This window comes from Muriicola marianensis (assembly GCF_014638095.1).
GTDB classification, from domain to species: domain Bacteria; phylum Bacteroidota; class Bacteroidia; order Flavobacteriales; family Flavobacteriaceae; genus Muriicola; species Muriicola marianensis.
This window is the reverse complement of sequence record NZ_BMFH01000002.1, coordinates 512,886-529,582: the sequence shown is the minus strand read 5'-3', so window position 1 is coordinate 529,582 and position 16,697 is coordinate 512,886. Positions and strand designations below refer to the sequence as shown.

General features: G+C 46.9%; 19 protein-coding genes. 8 read left to right on the top strand and 11 right to left on the bottom strand.

What is annotated here, in order from left to right; translation table 11 throughout:
• Positions 1 to 17: 17 nt before the first annotated feature.
• From IEV19_RS13350 to IEV19_RS13330, 5 genes are all read right to left on the bottom strand, one after another.
• Positions 18 to 776, bottom strand: a complete 759-nt coding sequence (locus tag IEV19_RS13350) for a LytR/AlgR family response regulator transcription factor (RefSeq protein ID WP_188371228.1) — start codon at positions 774 to 776, stop codon at positions 18 to 20.
• A 14-nt stretch (positions 777 to 790) separates the two neighbouring features.
• Positions 791 to 1,132: a 2TM domain-containing protein gene (locus IEV19_RS13345; protein ID WP_188371227.1), complete on the bottom strand. Its 342-nt coding sequence runs from the start codon at positions 1,130 to 1,132 to the stop codon at positions 791 to 793.
• A 1-nt stretch (position 1,133) separates the two neighbouring features.
• Positions 1,134 to 1,457: a 2TM domain-containing protein gene (locus IEV19_RS13340; RefSeq protein ID WP_188371226.1), complete on the bottom strand. Its 324-nt coding sequence runs from the start codon at positions 1,455 to 1,457 to the stop codon at positions 1,134 to 1,136.
• A gap of 17 nt (positions 1,458 to 1,474) precedes the next feature.
• Complete coding sequence (locus IEV19_RS13335) at positions 1,475 to 1,777, bottom strand: 2TM domain-containing protein (RefSeq protein WP_188371225.1); 303 nt, start codon at positions 1,775 to 1,777, stop codon at positions 1,475 to 1,477.
• A gap of 141 nt (positions 1,778 to 1,918) precedes the next feature.
• The gene (locus IEV19_RS13330) at positions 1,919 to 3,241 is read right to left on the bottom strand and encodes a 2TM domain-containing protein (protein WP_188371224.1); all 1,323 of its coding nucleotides are present in this window, start codon (positions 3,239 to 3,241) and stop codon (positions 1,919 to 1,921) included.
• 251 nt (positions 3,242 to 3,492) lie between these two features.
• On the opposite strand from IEV19_RS13330, the gene IEV19_RS13325 reads away from it, so the two are divergent.
• Positions 3,493 to 4,110, top strand: a complete 618-nt coding sequence (locus IEV19_RS13325; protein ID WP_188371223.1) for an FMN-binding negative transcriptional regulator — start codon at positions 3,493 to 3,495, stop codon at positions 4,108 to 4,110.
• 35 nt (positions 4,111 to 4,145) lie between these two features.
• Here IEV19_RS13325 and IEV19_RS13320 read toward each other — a convergent pair whose 3' ends face one another.
• Positions 4,146 to 4,880 (bottom strand): LytR/AlgR family response regulator transcription factor, encoded by a 735-nt coding sequence (locus tag IEV19_RS13320; protein WP_188371222.1) that lies wholly within the window; start codon positions 4,878 to 4,880, stop codon positions 4,146 to 4,148.
• 1 nt (position 4,881) lies between these two features.
• Positions 4,882 to 6,843, bottom strand: a complete 1,962-nt coding sequence (locus tag IEV19_RS13315) for a sensor histidine kinase (protein ID WP_188371221.1) — start codon at positions 6,841 to 6,843, stop codon at positions 4,882 to 4,884.
• Between the two features lie 200 nt (positions 6,844 to 7,043).
• On the opposite strand from IEV19_RS13315, the gene IEV19_RS13310 reads away from it, so the two are divergent.
• The 3 genes from IEV19_RS13310 to IEV19_RS13300 all read left to right on the top strand — a co-directional run bounded on the left by IEV19_RS13310 (position 7,044) and on the right by IEV19_RS13300 (position 8,863).
• Positions 7,044 to 7,556, top strand: a complete 513-nt coding sequence (locus IEV19_RS13310) for an ester cyclase (RefSeq protein ID WP_188371220.1) — start codon at positions 7,044 to 7,046, stop codon at positions 7,554 to 7,556.
• Between the two features lie 42 nt (positions 7,557 to 7,598).
• Complete coding sequence (locus IEV19_RS13305; protein WP_188371219.1) at positions 7,599 to 8,366, top strand: hypothetical protein; 768 nt, start codon at positions 7,599 to 7,601, stop codon at positions 8,364 to 8,366.
• A gap of 119 nt (positions 8,367 to 8,485) precedes the next feature.
• The gene (locus tag IEV19_RS13300; RefSeq protein ID WP_188371218.1) at positions 8,486 to 8,863 is read left to right on the top strand and encodes a hypothetical protein; all 378 of its coding nucleotides are present in this window, start codon (positions 8,486 to 8,488) and stop codon (positions 8,861 to 8,863) included.
• Positions 8,864 to 8,915: 52 nt separating this feature from the next.
• Here IEV19_RS13300 and IEV19_RS13295 read toward each other — a convergent pair whose 3' ends face one another.
• Positions 8,916 to 10,541, bottom strand: coding sequence for a PorP/SprF family type IX secretion system membrane protein (locus IEV19_RS13295; RefSeq protein ID WP_188371217.1), 1,626 nt, complete (start codon positions 10,539 to 10,541; stop codon positions 8,916 to 8,918).
• A 451-nt stretch (positions 10,542 to 10,992) separates the two neighbouring features.
• Here IEV19_RS13295 and IEV19_RS13290 point away from each other — a divergent pair, with 451 nt between their 5' ends.
• Together IEV19_RS13290 and IEV19_RS13285 are read left to right on the top strand one after the other, a co-directional pair.
• Positions 10,993 to 12,345 carry an MFS transporter gene (locus IEV19_RS13290; RefSeq protein ID WP_188371216.1) on the top strand — a complete coding sequence of 451 codons (1,353 nt, stop codon included), beginning with the start codon at positions 10,993 to 10,995 and terminating at the stop codon, positions 12,343 to 12,345.
• Between the two features lie 100 nt (positions 12,346 to 12,445).
• Positions 12,446 to 12,865 carry a DUF2141 domain-containing protein gene (locus IEV19_RS13285; protein WP_188371215.1) on the top strand — a complete coding sequence of 140 codons (420 nt, stop codon included), beginning with the start codon at positions 12,446 to 12,448 and terminating at the stop codon, positions 12,863 to 12,865.
• A 41-nt stretch (positions 12,866 to 12,906) separates the two neighbouring features.
• On the opposite strand, the gene IEV19_RS13280 is transcribed toward IEV19_RS13285, so the two are convergent.
• Positions 12,907 to 13,386 (bottom strand): Dps family protein, encoded by a 480-nt coding sequence (locus IEV19_RS13280; RefSeq protein ID WP_188371214.1) that lies wholly within the window; start codon positions 13,384 to 13,386, stop codon positions 12,907 to 12,909.
• 97 nt (positions 13,387 to 13,483) lie between these two features.
• Between IEV19_RS13280 and IEV19_RS13275 the strand changes: the two genes are divergently transcribed.
• On the top strand, positions 13,484 to 14,422 hold the full coding sequence (locus IEV19_RS13275; protein ID WP_188371213.1) for a LysR substrate-binding domain-containing protein: 939 nt from the start codon (positions 13,484 to 13,486) through the stop codon (positions 14,420 to 14,422).
• A gap of 46 nt (positions 14,423 to 14,468) precedes the next feature.
• Here the strand turns inward: IEV19_RS13275 and IEV19_RS13270 are convergent, their stop codons facing one another.
• Positions 14,469 to 14,666, bottom strand: coding sequence for a hypothetical protein (locus IEV19_RS13270; protein ID WP_188371212.1), 198 nt, complete (start codon positions 14,664 to 14,666; stop codon positions 14,469 to 14,471).
• A gap of 104 nt (positions 14,667 to 14,770) precedes the next feature.
• Here IEV19_RS13270 and IEV19_RS13265 point away from each other — a divergent pair, with 104 nt between their 5' ends.
• Entirely contained in the window at positions 14,771 to 16,087 is a 1,317-nt protein-coding gene (locus IEV19_RS13265; protein ID WP_229732609.1) for a D-alanyl-D-alanine carboxypeptidase, read from the top strand.
• Between the two features lie 8 nt (positions 16,088 to 16,095).
• Here the strand turns inward: IEV19_RS13265 and IEV19_RS13260 are convergent, their stop codons facing one another.
• Positions 16,096 to 16,677 carry an NUDIX domain-containing protein gene (locus IEV19_RS13260; protein WP_188371211.1) on the bottom strand — a complete coding sequence of 194 codons (582 nt, stop codon included), beginning with the start codon at positions 16,675 to 16,677 and terminating at the stop codon, positions 16,096 to 16,098.
• Positions 16,678 to 16,697 lie beyond the last annotated feature (20 nt).

The window sequence follows — 16,697 nt, the reverse complement described above, 5'->3', positions numbered from 1 at the left end:
CAGGCTATTGAATTACATTACTCCAACCATAACTTAAAATCACGAACACGTTCCCTGCTGACGATAATTTCCTGGTCTGCACCCTTGTTCAGCTTGATCTGCAACCTGGAATTGGTGTAGGAGATGATGTCCCGGATATGGTTGATGTTCACTATGTATTTGCGGCTTACCCTGAAAAATAAGTTAGGGGGGAGTTCGGTTTCCAATTGTTCCAGGGTGGTGTCCATCAGGTAGGATCTTCCCTCTGAGGTCGCTGCATAGGTTCCTTTGTTCTCACTGTAGAAGCACTCCACATCATCGGCATGTAAGATCTTGAGGTGCTGCCCTACCCTGACCGTGAAACGCTTTTTGTATTCCCTCTCTATGGGGTTGACCAGCATTTTTCTGATATCCTCAAAATCGATGGTCATCTTCGGGTTCATAGTATCGTTCTGCTTTCGGTATTGGTCGACCGCCTTCTTCAACTCATCCTCATCAATGGGCTTGAGCAGATAGTCTATACTGTTCAGCTTAAAGGCCTGCAGTGCGTATTCATCAAAAGCAGTGGTAAAGATGATGGAACTTCGGATATCCAGGAGGTCGAAGATCTCAAAGGAAAGCCCGTCAGATAGCTGGATGTCCAGAAAGATCAGTTCGGGATGTGGATTGTTCTGAAACCATGCCAGGGATTCCTCTACCGAATGCAAGGTCTGTTCTGATTGAATGCCGAGATGAGTCAGCATCCTTTCCAGCCTTCGTGCGGCGGGTTTTTCGTCTTCGATAATAATTACACGCATGCTTTGGTATTGATCTATGTCCTCTGTGAAAAGTTATCTCGCTCCATCCACTTTCTGATTTGCCGTTCCTCCCAATCTTTTACAAATTTCATGTTGGGGCCAAATACCCTCAGGGCGTGAATGATCAAGCCTATTCCCCAGAGAACGGGTACGCTGAATACATTGTAGAACAGCCATTCCAGAAAGGCGGGATCTACATCAGACATCTTCATCTCCAGTAATTCGATCCCCTTTAGCCCTTCCCACACTATGATCGTATTAACAATCAGATAGGCAGTGAGGTGCTTGTAGAAGCCCTTGATCCTTTTTACCTTTTCTACGGCCCTTTGATACGCTGTTGTCCTTGTGCTTTCCATGTTACCTGTATTTTGATGCGTCCCTTTTATCCTTTTCTATAAACTTTTTAATCTGCTTTTCCTCCCATTTCTTGCCCAGAATCGGGTTGTAGTCAAAGACCTTGAACCCGTGGAAGGCCAATCCGATACCCCAGAAAAAAGGAGTAAAGAAGGTGCCGAACTGCCAAAAGTGTTCTGAACCATCCCATGATCTGATAAGCAGATTCAGCAGAATAAACGAATTGATCACGATATACACACTCAGGTGGATATAAAACCCCTTGAGCTCTTCTACTTTTTTCTTGGCTTTTTTGAATTTCTCGTCTTCCGGTCTTTTCTGTTCCATCACCTGAGTTTTTAGGGCTATTCCCATTTATTGATCTCTTCGTCCTCCCGCATGAATTCCTTTATCTTCCTTTGTTCCCACGACCTGCCAAAGAAAGGGTTCAGATCAAAGGTTCCGATCGCGTGGAACAGGATCCCAATCCCCCAACCAAAGGCGGCCCAGAGAAACCACATATAGCGCCATTCATTGGTGTAGTAGTTGATCAAAGCCAGTGCAGAGATCACCACTACATAGGAAGTGAGGTTACTGTAGAATTTTCTCAGACGTTCTACCCGTTCTTTAGCTCGCAAGTACTTATTCTCTTTGTCAAAATTTTCCATGATCAGTGTTTTTTGAATTTCATTTACTCAAAATTCTCTGTTTCCCGGGGCATATAAAAAAGAAGTGTTCCCAACTGTCTTTTATCCTTGATGAATCGTAGAACTCAATTCCATACGGCGGTTTTCAACCGGCAGGAAGATCTAAAAATCATCCTGCTCCATGAATTCCCTGATCTTTCGCTCCTCCCATCGCTTTCCCCATAAAGGGTTATAGCCATAGGCCTCCATCCCATGGGTTATCACTCCAAGTCCCCACCCCAGGGCCGGGAACAACACCCAGGGAAAGTCTGTGGTGCGATAATTCAGCCATGCGAGAAAAGGGATCACTATACAGTACGCCAGCAGGTTGCCATAAAACCCCTTGATGGCCTCTACCTGTTCCTTGGCCTTCTTGTAACGTTTGTCCTCTATAAATGCTTTTTGCGATTCCATGTTTCCTATTTGTTTAGTGAGCATCGGTAGCTCCACACTGAATTCCGATACCGATTTGTTAATACTTACTTTCCTGTCCGACAGAATGGAATACCGCTGCTGAATGTTCCGCAACCCTACCCCACTGCTTCGTCTGACCACTGATTTTTCCTGTATATTGTTCTGAACCACAAGATTGCCATCCCTTTCGAACACCCGTATCACCAGTGGCTTTGCCGAAGTCACCATGTTGTGCTTAACCGCATTCTCCAGCAACAGCTGCAGTGAGAGGGGGACAATCTTTGCCCCGGTATTGGTTGCCTGCTCAGGGATCTCGAACCGAATACCATCTTCAAACCTCATCGTCAGGAGTTTGACGTAGGTCCGGGCGAAATCGAGTTCCTCATCTACCGGGACCAGGTCCTTGTTCTTTTGTTCCAGCACATAACGATACACCTTAGAAAGGGCCGTTGTGAATCGCTGAGCCTGATCCGGGTCCTCTTCGATCAGGCTCGTCAGCACGTTCAGACTGTTGAAGAGGAAATGCGGGTCGAGCTGGTTTTTCAAGGCATCGAACTTAGCCGAAGCCGTTCCCGCAATGATCTTCTGTTCCCTGATCTTGGTGTCCTGAAGGGCCTTCCAGAAATAAAACGCGTGGAAGAACAGGGAAGCGATCAGAACTATGGCCAGCGCTATAATGTAATTGTATACTCTTTCTCCTGCTATAAATTCGTCCAGGGACTTATCGTATATAATAACCTCTACAAACCATCGGACGATGGCAAAGGCCAGGACCGTGACGATGACGGATCCTATGGCTCCGAACCACAACCTTTTTTGAGGCTGGGTTGCCCAGCTGTATTTGGTATTGGAGTATTCGTGGAAATAGGAACTCACTGCGGTCAGCGTAAAACTGTAGATCATGGAAATTCCTGCGAGTTCAAGTATTTCCATCACGCCCCAATCGTAACTTAGGTTGATCAGCACATTGATAATTACGATCACAGCGGCGATCAGTACGGAAACCTTAAATATCTGATACAAACTTTTCATTCTTATTTTCTGATTTTCACTAAAATCCGATGCCTGTTTTCTTAAAGGTAACAAAAAGATAGTTCCTCTTTGTCGGCTTCGACTTTCATCTCTTTAAAGCAGCAGATGTGTGTCCTTTCAGGTCGTAATATTCTCTATAAAAGCTCAGGATTTCAACTTAGATGTACTGAATTGTCAATTTTGTACTACCAGTCGTCATGAAGAAGGCCCTGCATAAAGAATTTATCTATTTTTGAGCTCAGCACAGAGTTATGTATATCCCACAACATTATAAGAATGAAGACCTTTCAGAGGTCAAGGATTTCATCGCCGCCCATTCCTTCGGAATCCTGGTAAACGACCTCGAAGGGAAGCCCTGGGCAACCCACACCCCACTAGAACTTTCCACGGATAACGATGGAAGGGATATCCTGATCGGGCACATCGCCAAGGCAAACCCACAGTGGCGTGCTTTTTCAGACAATCCAACCGTATTGTGCATCTTCAATGGCGCCCATTCCTATGTGTCCTCCTCCTGGTATAAGGAAGAAGAAGTGCCTACCTGGAATTACATCGCGGTACACGTTTACGGCAGTGTTGAAATCATGTCAGAGGAGGAAGTATTTGCCTGGCTGAGCAGCCTGGTAGATCATCACGAAGCCGGGGAAAAGGAACCCGTATCCCTGCATCGCATGTCTGATGCTACCTTGAGACAAGTAAGAGGAGTGATGGGTTTCCGGATCAGGATCGACGAGATACAGGCCGCCTATAAACTCTCGCAGGGGCGGGAGGAAGATCACCCCAGGATCATTTCAGAACTTGCCTCCAAAAAAGATCAGGGCAGCCGTGAGATCTCTCAGATCATGAAAAAACGCTCTGCAGACAAATAAACAGACCGTGTTACTGCTATGCTGCGGTCAGAGGATCAAATGGTCTGCAGGTGTTTCAGGAGTTCATCCCTGTAAGAACGACTCAAAGGGATGACCTTTCTGTTGATCTCAACATGGCCATCTCCCAGCACATCCAGTTTTGAGATGTTGACCACAAAAGATCGGTGTACCCGCACAAACAGGGATTCAGGTAGTTTTACCTGCATGTCTTTCAGGGTGGTGGCCAGGACGAATTGCTTCTTGTCCGTGACCAGGTGACAGTAATTCCGATCAGCCTCTAAATAGAGAATATCCTGCAACAATAATTTTACCATCTGTCCCTGGTAGCGGATGAAGATCCGGTCGTTCAGCAGGGCGATATGCTCCTCAGAACTCTCCCCCACCTCTTCCTTATTCTTGAGCTGCTCGGTCACCAGGGCCAGTGTCCTGCTCAGGTCGCGCATGGTAATGGGTTTGTCCACGAAAGCAAAAGGATGAGTTTTCCTGGCTTCCTCAAAGGTAGCCTCGTCGTTATTGGCCGTGATATAAACGACGGGGATGTCAGCGTCACGCTGTATCTTTTTTACCGTTTCAATACCATTTAACCTTCCCTTCAGGTTGATATCCATAAGGATTACATCAGGTGGATTAAGGCGGGAATGGATGACGGCCTCCTCTCCCCTCGATTCGATACCCGTGACCTCATAGCCCGTCTTGGTCAGCTGGAGTGAAATGTTGGAGGCGATGATCATGTCGTCCTCTACGATGAGTACCCTTGTTCGTTGTTCCATGTCAGGCGGCTTGTGTGAGTTGAAAATTAAATGAGACCGATGTTCCTTTGTCCACTACCAAATCCATTTCGCCGTCGAGCTGGGTGGTCAGCAGGGCGATCAGCTGCGTCCCAAAGCCCGTGCCCTCTGTTCCGTGTCCGTTGTCTTTCCCTATCCCGTCATCAGAGACCTCCAGGTGTAGCACTGATCCCCGTTGATAAAGAGAGATCCGAATATGACCCTTCCGGTCATCAGGAAAGGCATATTTCAGGGCATTTGACAGCAGTTCATTTACGATAAGTCCTATGGGGATAGCGTGGTCTATATCCACTGTAATAGGTTCCATCTCACAATCCAATGTGATCAGATCTTCCTTACCATAGGAATGTATCACATAGTTGCCCAGATTTCGGAAATAATCTTTCATTTCAATGTGAGACAGACTTTTCCCCTGGTACAGCCTCTGATGGATCATACTCATGCTGTGAACGCGCTGCTGGCTTTTGATCATGGCGCTTTTTACCTTTGGGTCCAGGATCTGGTCGGCCTGCAGAGACAGCAGGCTGGAAACAATCTCCAGGTTGTTCTTTACCCTGTGGTGGATTTCTTTCAGCAGAAATTCTTTTTCTTCATTCTGTATCCTGAGCTTTTCACTATTTCTCCGATTTGTTCGGGCCGACTTAAAGATAAGTACCAGGTAAAGGATCAGAAGTATGATCAATACGATCCCCAGGGTCTGAATGATCTGTTGTTTTCTGATCTGCATACCCTGTATCTGGATAGTATTATCCTTCTCGGCCACGTCGAATTCGGTTTGGATCTGCGACATGCGCTCATCGGCTTCTGCCGTGAAGACTTCTTTCTGGAGTTCGTCATATTTCTCAAAAGCCGCGTAAGCCTGCCGGTAGTTATGACTTCCCGCATATGCTTTCCCCAGGTTCTGGTAAGCATCACTCAAAAAGAAGGCATCTCCGAAATCGTCGGTCGCGATTTCAATACTTTTCTCCAGACTTTTTATGGCTGAAAGGTATTTCCCCTGTAATCTTTGCATTTTGCCCAGGGCAAGCCAGGAACGCATCAACATAAAGTTATTGTTGAGTCGTTCGCTATAGCGGATCGCATTGAAGGCCGCTGCTTCCCCTTTGGCCAGTTCACTGGTATGGCCAAAGAGATCGGCCAGGGAAATATATATATCACTCAGGTTGTTATAGAATCCGTACCTCTCCCCTATGGATATGGCATGGTTGAAGTATTTCAGGGCTTCTTCAGTATTTCCCAGGGCAAGGTGGTTATTCCCTACCACATAAAGGGTGAAATCATAATCCAGATCATTGAGTCCGGTACTTTCGAACAATTCTATGGCCAGGAGTCCCTGTTCCAGGCCCTTCTTGAATTTCTTTTGCTTCCAGAAAAGGTTGCTGATATCACTGTACGCCTGAGCCTGGGCGTGAACATCCCCGAGCTGTTCGCCTAGTTTTAATGTACGCATGGCGTATTCAGCAGCCTTGGCCAGATCGCCTTCCCTTTCCGCCACATAACCCAATTGGGTAAAGAGCATAGGGAGTTCATCGCGGTCTACCCGTTTCATGGCCATTCCCAGGACAATCCTGGCGCTATCCAGTTTTTCGTCCCTTAGCAGGATAGCCCCCTGGGTGATCTGGAATCGCCCGACCCATTTCGGCAGTTCCAGTTCCCGGGCTTCCCTCAATCCCTTTTGAGTGAATTCGTAGGCTTTAGCCAGATCACGGGTATGCCAGTAGTAGGAGAGGTCGTTTAAAATGGTCAGTCTGAGAGAATCAGAGGGGGCCTGAACGTAGGCCATCTCCAGGGTGTCAAGGTAGGAAGGGCCAAAATTATCGGTTTGCTTAAATACTTTTTTGTAGGAATTTTCTTCACGAAAGTCGATAATCTGGGACAGGGCATGGTGACCGCTCACAAGGAAGAGGAGGCAGATGATCACCGGTGTGAAGGATCCTGTTCTCATTTCATTTCATAACTCGCTGCTAAGGAAATGAGGCTCTCTAAGGTACGAAAAAATATCCTTGAGGCCTGTGGGATAAAAAAAGATGCTTCTTCGGACAGTTTTTCACCTTGTTCGTCCTGAATGGATCGCTTTATCTCATAGAGATATATTTTATTTAATCACAGTAACCGTAGCGGGGATGATTGTTAAATGTCAGGCGTATGAAACGAGTTACCTTTCGATGGATCCTGTTCATTCTACTGCCTCTCGCCTGCGGGTCACCTGAGAAAACAAACGATTCAGGCCTTTCTCCACGGAAGCAACTCGTGATTCAGTACGTGGATTTCGGATGGAATTCGAACGATGGAACGACTCTGGGAAAAATATTGGCTGATGAATTTGTGAGGAACCTCAACGGAATTCAGGTAGTAAAAGGATCAGTGGAACTCGATGCCTATATACAGAATTACCGCAAGGCCTTCCCCGATCTCAGAGTGACCTTAGACCAGTGGGTGGAGTCAGGAGAGCAGGTTGTGGCTGTCTGGACCTTTGAGGGGACTAACACGGGGGTGTTTGGAGAGTTCACCCCTACGGGTAAAAAAGCAAGGGTTCACGGAGTTTCCATGTTTACCTTGAACGAAGAGAACAAAATAAGCAGGGAAGATATTTATTACAATGAGCTTTACCTGTTGCAACAATTGGGATACGAATTGATCCCACCTAATCTGGAATAATACTTACGTCAAACCTATCCGTAACCTTTAATTTGAATAAACATGAAAACTAAACTCAGAAACGTATTAACCTTTACAATGCTCGCCCTGTTCTCCTCTGCTCTTTTCGCACAGGGATCGGCCAACCAGTCCTACTGGGTCCACGAAGATGTGGTAAAACCAGGTATGATGGCAGAATATGAGGCTGTCTGCAAAGAACTCATCGGCCACATGAAAACCCACAATATACAGGGTACCGGCTGGATCACTACCAACACCTCAGACAACCGCTACCTCTATGTGAGTCCGATCGAAAATATGTCTGATCTGGACAAGCCTGTATTTGCGGAACTGTCAGAAAAAATGGGGAAAGAGGCCATGGGTGCCCTTTTTGCAAGAATGGACAAATGCTACGACACAGAGCAAGACTACATCATCAACCTGGATGCAGAGCTTTCTTATCAGCCCGGAGGGATCAATCAAACTCCGGAGGGACAGAATTTCAGGAAATTCCACTACCTCTATGTAACACCGGGAAATCGTGCCGCAGTAAGAGAAAAAATGAAAGCTGTAAAAGACATGTTCGCCAGTAAGGGATCTAAGGTCTATTACAGGGTATACCGAAGTGGTTTTGGGACCCGAGGGGAATTCTATATGGTCGCCGTCGCAGCCAAGGACGCTGTCGATCATGCCCAGATGTCTGCAGCGAACCAGGCATTGCTTGGAGAAGATGGAGGCAAGGTCATGTGGGACCTCATGAACAACCTTTTGAGTTATGAAGAATACACGGGAATGATGCGGCCCGATATGGCTTATTCACCCTCCAACTAAAGAGAAATTAAACCTGACCGACCAACCTAGCTGAAAGACCCGGGATCTTCCGGGTCTTTCTTCTTTGTTCAACTCTTTAAAAAAAGGTACTTTTAAGGACAACCTTTAAATTAGACTTAATGTTACGCAGCAAATTCTGGCAGGCATTCTTTGCCATAGGCCCCATCGCAATGGTCGTTCTCGGCCTGATCGGATATTTTATCTTCCTGTTTATGTTGATCGGCAACATCGACCATCTGGAGCACGGTTCGGAAAACTTTCCCGAAGGGTGGATCCTTGGCAACCTCGGCGTAATTGTCCTCTTTGTCCTGGTGGCTGTATTGGTCTCTTTCGGAAGCCTGATCTTCTATATCGTTCATGCGGCCTATAACCCGAACCTGAAGCAAAACAACCTTTTACTGGTCTGGATCCTGCTGTTCATTTTCGCCAACGGCCTTGGCCAGTTGATCTACTGGATCATGGAGGTGGTCGGTAAAAGGGGGCAGGAAGGAACCTGACCCCTTATTAGCAGGTCTATTGATTTTGGATTCCCATGCTGAGCTGTGGATGTCAGTCGTCAAAATTCAACGTGGCCATTCTCGAATTCGAGGCTTTCTGTACGCTCATGATCCATAGCTCATTCCCGTATTTGGAACGGAAGTCGGATTTCACTGCTTCCAGATCGGCTTCGTCGTTCTCGTAACGAGCCAGATACACATAGTTCAATCCGTTCACAGGATTTTTGAAATACCCGGCTTTAATGCCCTTTTCCTTGAGCTCGGCGAGAAACTTCTCCAGATATTCCCTGGTTTCAAAGACATTGGCAATGACATAGTGACCTTCGGGTATGCCTATGAGGTCCCCTAATACAATGGTGTCTCGTACTATTCGATCAGGGGCCAGGGACATCTGGCTAAGTCTCGTTAATGAATCAATGTTCTTCTCCATCTGCATTTTGATCTCGTCACTGAGCCTGACAGGCTCTTTCGTGTCTGCTGAAGCTAGTATGGCAGGCCTTTCATCACCCATGGCATTTTTCATCGCCTCCATTTCGCGCCTCGTGTTGCGCACCGCGAGTTCGAACCTGCGCTCCATTTCAGAATTGATATGGTTCTCCAGGGAATCCACTTTGTAGATCAATTCATTGATCACAGCGTAATTGGCCCGATTGAGTTTTCTCAGTTTATCGATCTCCAGATACAGTGGGTTCTTGTTTTTCTTGATCCTGCGTTTTACGTCGAGATAATCAGAATCCTGAATCTCCTCAGCATCGCGTTGCACCATATCTTCGGTGAGGGTGGGAATAATGTTATAAGCTACCGAGATCTCGTGGGTTACCCCAAAATTCTGAATGCCCTGGGAAAATCCTTTTTCGAAATTATATCCCAGAGAAAGCCTTTTGTTGATGTTGAATCCCGCTCCCGCAGATCCGCCGTAAAAACTGTCATAACCGGCCTGCAACCATCCCAGACGGGGCAGATCGAGTATGATCCCACCACCAAACTCGAGTCCCTCATTTCCGGTCTTGCGAATCCTCGCAATGGGCATGAGTCTGCCTTCTTCGAAGATCCCGTCGGCATAGCGGAAATTACGGGTATACTGTAAATGGCCGGAAAAGGATTTCTCGACAAAAGTGGTCAGGGACTCTCCGGTCTTGAGATTAAAATCGAAAAGGTCCTCTGCGAAGACCCCAATGTCAAAACTCCCGAAAGCTACATTGATCCCGGGCTGAAATGCGATAATTGAATTTTCACTGAAGGCAGCGAGGGCAGGATCTGCTTCATTGGTGACTGCCCTGTTCTCATCAAAACTGCTGCGGTAATAGGGAATATTGAACCCAAAGGTCAGCACGCTTTTCGGGCCCAGACGAACTCCGTAAGCATAGTTGGTCAGTATCCCAATATTGGATACAAGACCTTCCTGTTGATTATAGACACTAATCCCGAGGCCGGTCCGGTCATTGATCCGCCCGCTGTAACTCAGGAAGTAATTCTGGTAGTTGTCCTGGAAGTAGGCCGACTGGCTGCGGTGGAAGAAGTTGATATATGACTTGTCTTCCCGCACCGTGGAGAAGGTCGGGTTTATTAGAAACCTATTGAATTTTAAGAGATTTTGAAAGGGAACGTTATAGGAAACGTAAGGTGATTCTTCCTGGCTAAAAAGGTGTCCCGAAAATGAAAGACTCAACAGAACCATTGCCCAAAACCTAAAATGGACAACTCGAAAAGAATCCTTGAAAATAGATCGATTTTTGCAGAACATGGCACAAGTATTATCTGCACTAAATCATAGCTCCTTTCACAAGGTGGGGACACCTTTAGCCAAGAATAAAAACTAAAATTAAGAAGGAGTAATTTATTAGTACATAGGTTATATTTTCATAAGATTTGGTGATCCCAAGTTGAACAAACCTCGATAATCCGCAAATTTTTTTCGGTAAAATGCAGCCGCCGGGGCCAGAATTCGATGAAAGGAGCACAAATGTTAAAGAAAGAGGTTTTTCATCGAGGATTCACCTCGCATTTTTCTCAGTATACCCCTGTGAATAATTCACAGGTCCCTTATAATCAGCCTGTTCACGAACATCTTCCTTTGTTTCATTAAAAAGCCTACATTTAATGCCGACTTCTTATCTCATCGAATCAACATGGCTAAAATCTCCATCAGTTCAGTAAAACCCCGTCTCTCTTTCTGGCAGATCTGGAATATGAGTTTTGGGTTCCTAGGTATACAATTTGGCTTCGCCCTTCAAAATGCCAATGTGAGCCGGATCTTCGAAACTCTGGGTGCTTCCAAGGACGAATTGCCCATCCTCTGGTTGGCTGCGCCCGTAACCGGACTGCTCGTACAACCTATCATCGGGTATTACAGCGACCGGACCTGGCATAAAAAGTGGGGACGCAGAAGGCCGTTCTTTGCCGTGGGGGCTATCCTTGCGACAATAGCTCTTTTCCTGATGCCCAATTCTACAGCCCTGTGGATGGCCGTGATCATGCTTTGGCTGATGGATGCCTCCATCAATATCAGTATGGAGCCTTTCCGCGCTTTCGTAGGGGACATGCTCCCCGATGAACAGAGGACCAGCGGGTTTGCCATGCAGAGCTTCTTTATAGGATTGGGGGCGATCATCGCCTCTGCCCTGCCCTGGGTTTTCACAAACTGGTTCGGGATCAGCAATATCGCCCCGGACGGAGGAATCCCCGACTCGGTAAAATGGTCCTTTTACCTGGGGGGAATTGCCTATTTCCTTGCAGTTATGTGGACTGTTTTCAAAACCGAGGAATACCCCCCGGACGACCTGGAGAAATTGAGGGAAGAAAACGCCAGCAAAGGGATCTTTGGCGGTTTGGCTGAATCCTTTATGGGAATCTTCAAGATGCCGAAAACCATGATCCAACTGGCTTTCGTTCAGTTCTTTTCCTGGTTTGCCCTTTTTGCCATGTGGATCTATACTACTTCGGCAGTGACCAGCCATATTTATGGAACAGAGGATACGACCTCGGCCTTGTACAACGAAGGGGCCGACTGGGTAGGCATCTGTTTTGCGATATACAACGGCATCGCGGCCCTTGTCGCCTTCCTGCTTCCAATAGTCGCCAAAAAGGTCAGCCGGAGAGTAACCCACCTGCTGGCCCTCTTCTGTGGTGGGGGCGGACTCATCTCGATATACTTTATTTCGGATCCCAACCTCATCCTGATATCCATGATAGGGGTCGGTATAGCCTGGGCCAGTATCCTGTCTATGCCTTATGCCATGCTTTCCAGCATTCTTCCCGCAGACAAGATGGGATATTATATGGGGGTATTCAATTTCTTTATCGTGATTCCTCAGATAGTGGCGGCCGGAATCCTGGGTTTTATGCTCAAGACCTTTTTCGGCAATATCTCCATCTACGCCCTGATCATTGGGGGCGTAAGCATGTTCATTGCCGGGCTGCTATGCCTCATCGTAGATGACAGGGAGGTGTCGGTCACCTTTGCAGAAAAAGGCACTCCGTAGCACGACTCAGCGGGCATATCCTACAGGTCGGTGTTTCTTTTTTTATTTAATAAGGGGGGATGTTCACTTTTGATGTAGTCTAACATTTAAAACTACAGCCATGAAAAGTATTCCCTTAGTAATCGTTCTATTCTTATTGACTTCCCTGGTCAGATCCCAGGATTTAACTGCCTATGACATTCACCTCAAGGTTGAGAATATTCAATCGGAGGGCGGAAAGATCCTGGCCGTCCTTCACAGCGCAGAGACCTTTATGCAAAGTGAAGGGGTAGGCCATGTTTATGCCGAAGGAAAAAAGGGTGCGCTGGAGCTCGACTTCAAAAACGTGGTTCCGGGGACCTATGCCATTTTGGTCATGCACGACATGAATGGCAATTTTCAAATGGACTTTGATGAGCGGGGCATGCCCAAAGAATCATTTGGGATGTCCGGTGAAGGTGGCCATATGGGTCCTCCCAGTTTCTACCAGGCCAAATTTGAGTTGTCTGACCAGGACCTTGCCATGACCATCAAGCTTTAGATCCTTAAAAAAATAAAGCCCTCGTTTGAGGGCTTTTTTGTTTATATCTCTTCAGCCAACCAGGCTTTCATCATCCAAACGGTTTTCTCCTGCTCCGTAATAAAGTCACTCATCATGGAATTGGTCCCTTCGTCATCTGCCTTGTCGGAAGCTTCGAGGATCCTTCTTTCGATCTTCAGGGGTTCTGTCAGGGAATCGACGATAAGACGAATGGCCTTCTCATCTTCCGTGATATTCTTGCCCTGAGGCACTTTGGCTATTTTCATGTAATCCCCAAAGGTATGAAGGGGTACCTCACCCAATGTGAGGACTCGTTCTGCTACCATGTCCACTTTTAAGTTGGCATCGTCATAGAGTTCCTCAAATTTCGCGTGAAGGTCGAAGAATCTCTTCCCTTTGATATTCCAGTGTATCCCTCTCAGGTTCATGTAATACACCTGAAAATTGGCGAGGAGGGTATTGAGCTCCTGCCCTAATTCTTTTGATTGCCTGGCATCCAGGCCAATGCTGTTCAGTTTCATTGCTCTCTAATTTTACCATAAAATTATCACATTAAAACTGGCTGTTAACATAAGTTTTATCGATAGTTTTTATAAATTTATCACCTAACACTATAGCATGACGATTACCCAATTACAATATGTCCTGGCCGTAGCGGAATACCAGAATTTCACCGTAGCCGCTGAGAAGAGTTTTGTCACCCAGCCCACCCTGAGCATGCAGGTGCAGAAGCTGGAGGATGAACTGGATGTCCGGATCTTCGACCGCAGCAAAAAGCCCATTTCGATCACCGAAGCCGGGAAGAAGATCGTTGCCCAGGCCAAGAACATTGTGAATGAAGCCAAACGGATCAAGGATATCGTAGACCAGGAGAAAGGGTATATCGGGGGGGAGTACACCCTGGGGATTATCCCCACGGTCATGCCTACCCTTTTACCTATGTTCCTAAAAACCTTTATCAATAAATATCCCAAAGTGAACCTGGTTATCAGGGAGCAAAATACGGACAGCCTTATCCGCAACCTGCAGGACGGCCACCTCGATGCCGGGATCGCAGCAACTCCCCTAGACATTGAGTTCATCACAGAAAGGCCCTTGTATTATGAGCCATTCGTTGGCTATGTGCCTCCCAGCCACCGGTTGAGAAAGGAAGACAAACTGAGTCCGGAAGCCCTGGATATCCGGGACATCCTGCTACTGGAAGACGGGCACTGTTTCAGGGAAGGGGTCGTCAATCTGTGCAAGGCGAATCAAAACTTCGAAGATCACTTTCACCTGCAAAGCGGGAGTTTCGAGACTCTGGTGAACCTGGCCAACGAGGGCCTGGGGATGACCCTTCTCCCCTACCTCAATGCTGTGGAACTGGACGAGCGGAAAAAATCGAATTTGAAATATTTTCAGGAACCTCCCCCTGCACGGGAGATCAGCCTCATCTACCACAAAAAGGAACTCAAATTACACATCACGAACGCCTTGAGAGAGGTGATCGCCTCCGTGGTCAGGGGTGCCATCAAGTTCCAGGACGTAAAGATCATCAGTCCCGTTTCCCAGAATTAAACTTGGGTGAATTATAGATAAAAAAAAGCTGCCTTTCGGCAGCTAGTTACGCTTTTATATAAATTAAACTTTCCTGAAGTTCTGGCTTGTCTGTGACAAAATTCAGCAACCAGTATTTGAGTTCTTCAATTTCATAAGGCAATAGCTTCGAAATTGCTTTTCTGAGTTCCTTGCTGAATAACCTAGCGTCGAAACTCACTTTTTGGAGCACCATCTTGTAATACTCCAACATAGTTCTAGCCATATGTTGCGTATTTATCGTTAGATTGTCTAATCGAAATTAACAAAAAATGACAGGCGATATTGTGTTTCACACTTCAAATTATGGATAAATTCACCAAATAATCGATGAACTACATATTCTATCGTTCTATGAACAAACTGAGCCGTATTCCAGGGCTGCTGCAACTCTTATTGATGACTGTATTTTTAGTGGGTTGTTCTTCCTCCAGGACAAGGGGATTCGAAAAAAAAGTAACCCGGGAGCTCCAAATAAACAAATTCGGGGAGCATTTTACAGGCCTTATGGTATTAGACCCCTCATCAGGTGACACCCTGGTCTCGGTGAACTCCGACCTTTATTTTACACCCGCCAGTAACACCAAGATCTTTACCCTCTATACCGCAGTTAAGATCCTGGATGATTCCATCCCGGCTTTAAAATATTTTGTTTCCGGGGATACGCTTATATTCAGCGGCACGGGTAACCCATCCATCCTTCATCCTAATTTCCGGGACAGCAGCGCAGTGAATTTCCTAAGTAGATATAGCGAACTGGTCTATGTCCCGGGTGATTTCCCTGAAGGGCGATACGGCCCCGGGTGGGCCTGGGAGGATTACGACTCCTCCTTTTCCCCTGAACGTTCCTCTTTTCCCCTTTATGGCAATGTGGTCAGTGTCACTCAACAAGGGGGCCTCAGAACAGAACCTAATCTATTCGCAGACAGTGTCCAGGTCATGGTGAAAAACAGAAGAAGGGAGGAGAAGCGGAATACCTTTTATTTTGATCCATCCCGCACGGACACTTTGGAGATCCCCTATATCACATCAGACAGGCTGACGCTAACACTGCTCGAAAATGTACTTGGGAAAAGTATCAGGATCGGTGAAGCCTTCCCCGTTGAGAAGACCAGGACCATAATGGGATCTACCCCCGCCGATAGCCTCTACAGGCGGTTGATGCAGGAGAGTGACAACTTTATCGCCGAGCAACTGCTGATGGTATCTTCATTTGTGCTCTCTGACACCATTTCCTCAAGCCTTGCAAGGGATTTTGTCCTCGATTCATATCTGTCTGAAATGGAATACAAACCCAGGTGGGTGGATGGATCGGGCCTGTCTCGCTACAACCTTTTTACCCCTTCCTCCATGGTGTATGTGCTAAAGAAGTTACTCGATGAAAAAGGAAGGGAGTGGCTCTTCTCTGTATTCCCTTCAGGGGGAAAGAACGGTACCCTGGAAGAATGGTATACCGGAAATCCACATCCCTATGTGTTTGCCAAGAGCGGAACCCTGGGAAACACCTATTGCCTGAGCGGATTCCTGATCGCTAGGTCCGGGAAGATCCTGATCTTTAGTTTTATGAACAACCACTATCTGGAACCAGCCTCCAGGATCAAAGCACGTATACAGGCGGTACTGGAGGGAATCAGAGATAACTATTGAAACTATTTTCAGATCAATCCCTGGAGACGGGCGTATTGCAATAACAGCAGGCTCTTGGCATCCCGTATCTCTCCCCGGTCGATCATCCTGAAAGCCTCGTCGTATGAAATTTCCAGTACTTCTATGTTTTCAGTTTCTCCTTCCGCTCCACCGCCAGGCCCTGCCTTCATGGTCTCGTCATAGGGAGCGATAAAAAAGTGAAGGATCTCGGTCACTGCGCCGGGCGACATATAGGCTTCGAACACCTTTTTCACCTCCCCGATCCGGTACCCTGTCTCTTCCTCCACCTCCCTACGGATGCAGGCTTCGGGGTCCTTCTCATCCAGCATCCCGGCGCAGACCTCCACCATCATGCCATCCTCGTTCCCGTTCACATAAGTAGGGATACGAAATTGCCTGGTAAGGATCACTTTCTGTTCTCCGGGATTATACAGCAGGATGGCCACCCCATTCCCTCTGTCGTAAGATTCCCTTCTCTGTAGCTCCCAGGTACCGTCTTCTTTCTCGTATTCGAAGGTGTAACGGTTCAGGGTGTAGAACTGTTCTGAAAGAACTTCCTTCTCAATTTTTCTGATGCCTCCTCTTTTCATGATTTCATATCCTTCGGGTA

What these genes read in the sequence shown, in the direction of transcription:
- IEV19_RS13350 (WP_188371228.1), bottom strand. Translation starts at nt 776, where the DNA reads ATGCGTGTAATTATTATCGAAGACGAAAAACCCGCCGCACGAAGGCTG.
- IEV19_RS13345 (WP_188371227.1), bottom strand. Translation starts at nt 1,132, where the DNA reads ATGGAAAGCACAAGGACAACAGCGTATCAAAGGGCCGTAGAAAAGGTA.
- IEV19_RS13340 (WP_188371226.1), bottom strand. Translation starts at nt 1,457, where the DNA reads ATGGAACAGAAAAGACCGGAAGACGAGAAATTCAAAAAAGCCAAGAAA.
- IEV19_RS13335 (WP_188371225.1), bottom strand. Translation starts at nt 1,777, where the DNA reads ATGGAAAATTTTGACAAAGAGAATAAGTACTTGCGAGCTAAAGAACGG.
- IEV19_RS13330 (WP_188371224.1), bottom strand. Translation starts at nt 3,241, where the DNA reads ATGAAAAGTTTGTATCAGATATTTAAGGTTTCCGTACTGATCGCCGCT.
- IEV19_RS13325 (WP_188371223.1), top strand. Translation starts at nt 3,493, where the DNA reads ATGTATATCCCACAACATTATAAGAATGAAGACCTTTCAGAGGTCAAG.
- IEV19_RS13320 (WP_188371222.1), bottom strand. Translation starts at nt 4,880, where the DNA reads ATGGAACAACGAACAAGGGTACTCATCGTAGAGGACGACATGATCATC.
- IEV19_RS13315 (WP_188371221.1), bottom strand. Translation starts at nt 6,843, where the DNA reads ATGAGAACAGGATCCTTCACACCGGTGATCATCTGCCTCCTCTTCCTT.
- IEV19_RS13310 (WP_188371220.1), top strand. Translation starts at nt 7,044, where the DNA reads ATGAAACGAGTTACCTTTCGATGGATCCTGTTCATTCTACTGCCTCTC.
- IEV19_RS13305 (WP_188371219.1), top strand. Translation starts at nt 7,599, where the DNA reads ATGAAAACTAAACTCAGAAACGTATTAACCTTTACAATGCTCGCCCTG.
- IEV19_RS13300 (WP_188371218.1), top strand. Translation starts at nt 8,486, where the DNA reads ATGTTACGCAGCAAATTCTGGCAGGCATTCTTTGCCATAGGCCCCATC.
- IEV19_RS13295 (WP_188371217.1), bottom strand. Translation starts at nt 10,541, where the DNA reads ATGGTTCTGTTGAGTCTTTCATTTTCGGGACACCTTTTTAGCCAGGAA.
- IEV19_RS13290 (WP_188371216.1), top strand. Translation starts at nt 10,993, where the DNA reads ATGGCTAAAATCTCCATCAGTTCAGTAAAACCCCGTCTCTCTTTCTGG.
- IEV19_RS13285 (WP_188371215.1), top strand. Translation starts at nt 12,446, where the DNA reads ATGAAAAGTATTCCCTTAGTAATCGTTCTATTCTTATTGACTTCCCTG.
- IEV19_RS13280 (WP_188371214.1), bottom strand. Translation starts at nt 13,386, where the DNA reads ATGAAACTGAACAGCATTGGCCTGGATGCCAGGCAATCAAAAGAATTA.
- IEV19_RS13275 (WP_188371213.1), top strand. Translation starts at nt 13,484, where the DNA reads ATGACGATTACCCAATTACAATATGTCCTGGCCGTAGCGGAATACCAG.
- IEV19_RS13270 (WP_188371212.1), bottom strand. Translation starts at nt 14,666, where the DNA reads ATGGCTAGAACTATGTTGGAGTATTACAAGATGGTGCTCCAAAAAGTG.
- IEV19_RS13265 (WP_229732609.1), top strand. Translation starts at nt 14,771, where the DNA reads ATGAACTACATATTCTATCGTTCTATGAACAAACTGAGCCGTATTCCA.
- IEV19_RS13260 (WP_188371211.1), bottom strand. Translation starts at nt 16,677, where the DNA reads ATGAAAAGAGGAGGCATCAGAAAAATTGAGAAGGAAGTTCTTTCAGAA.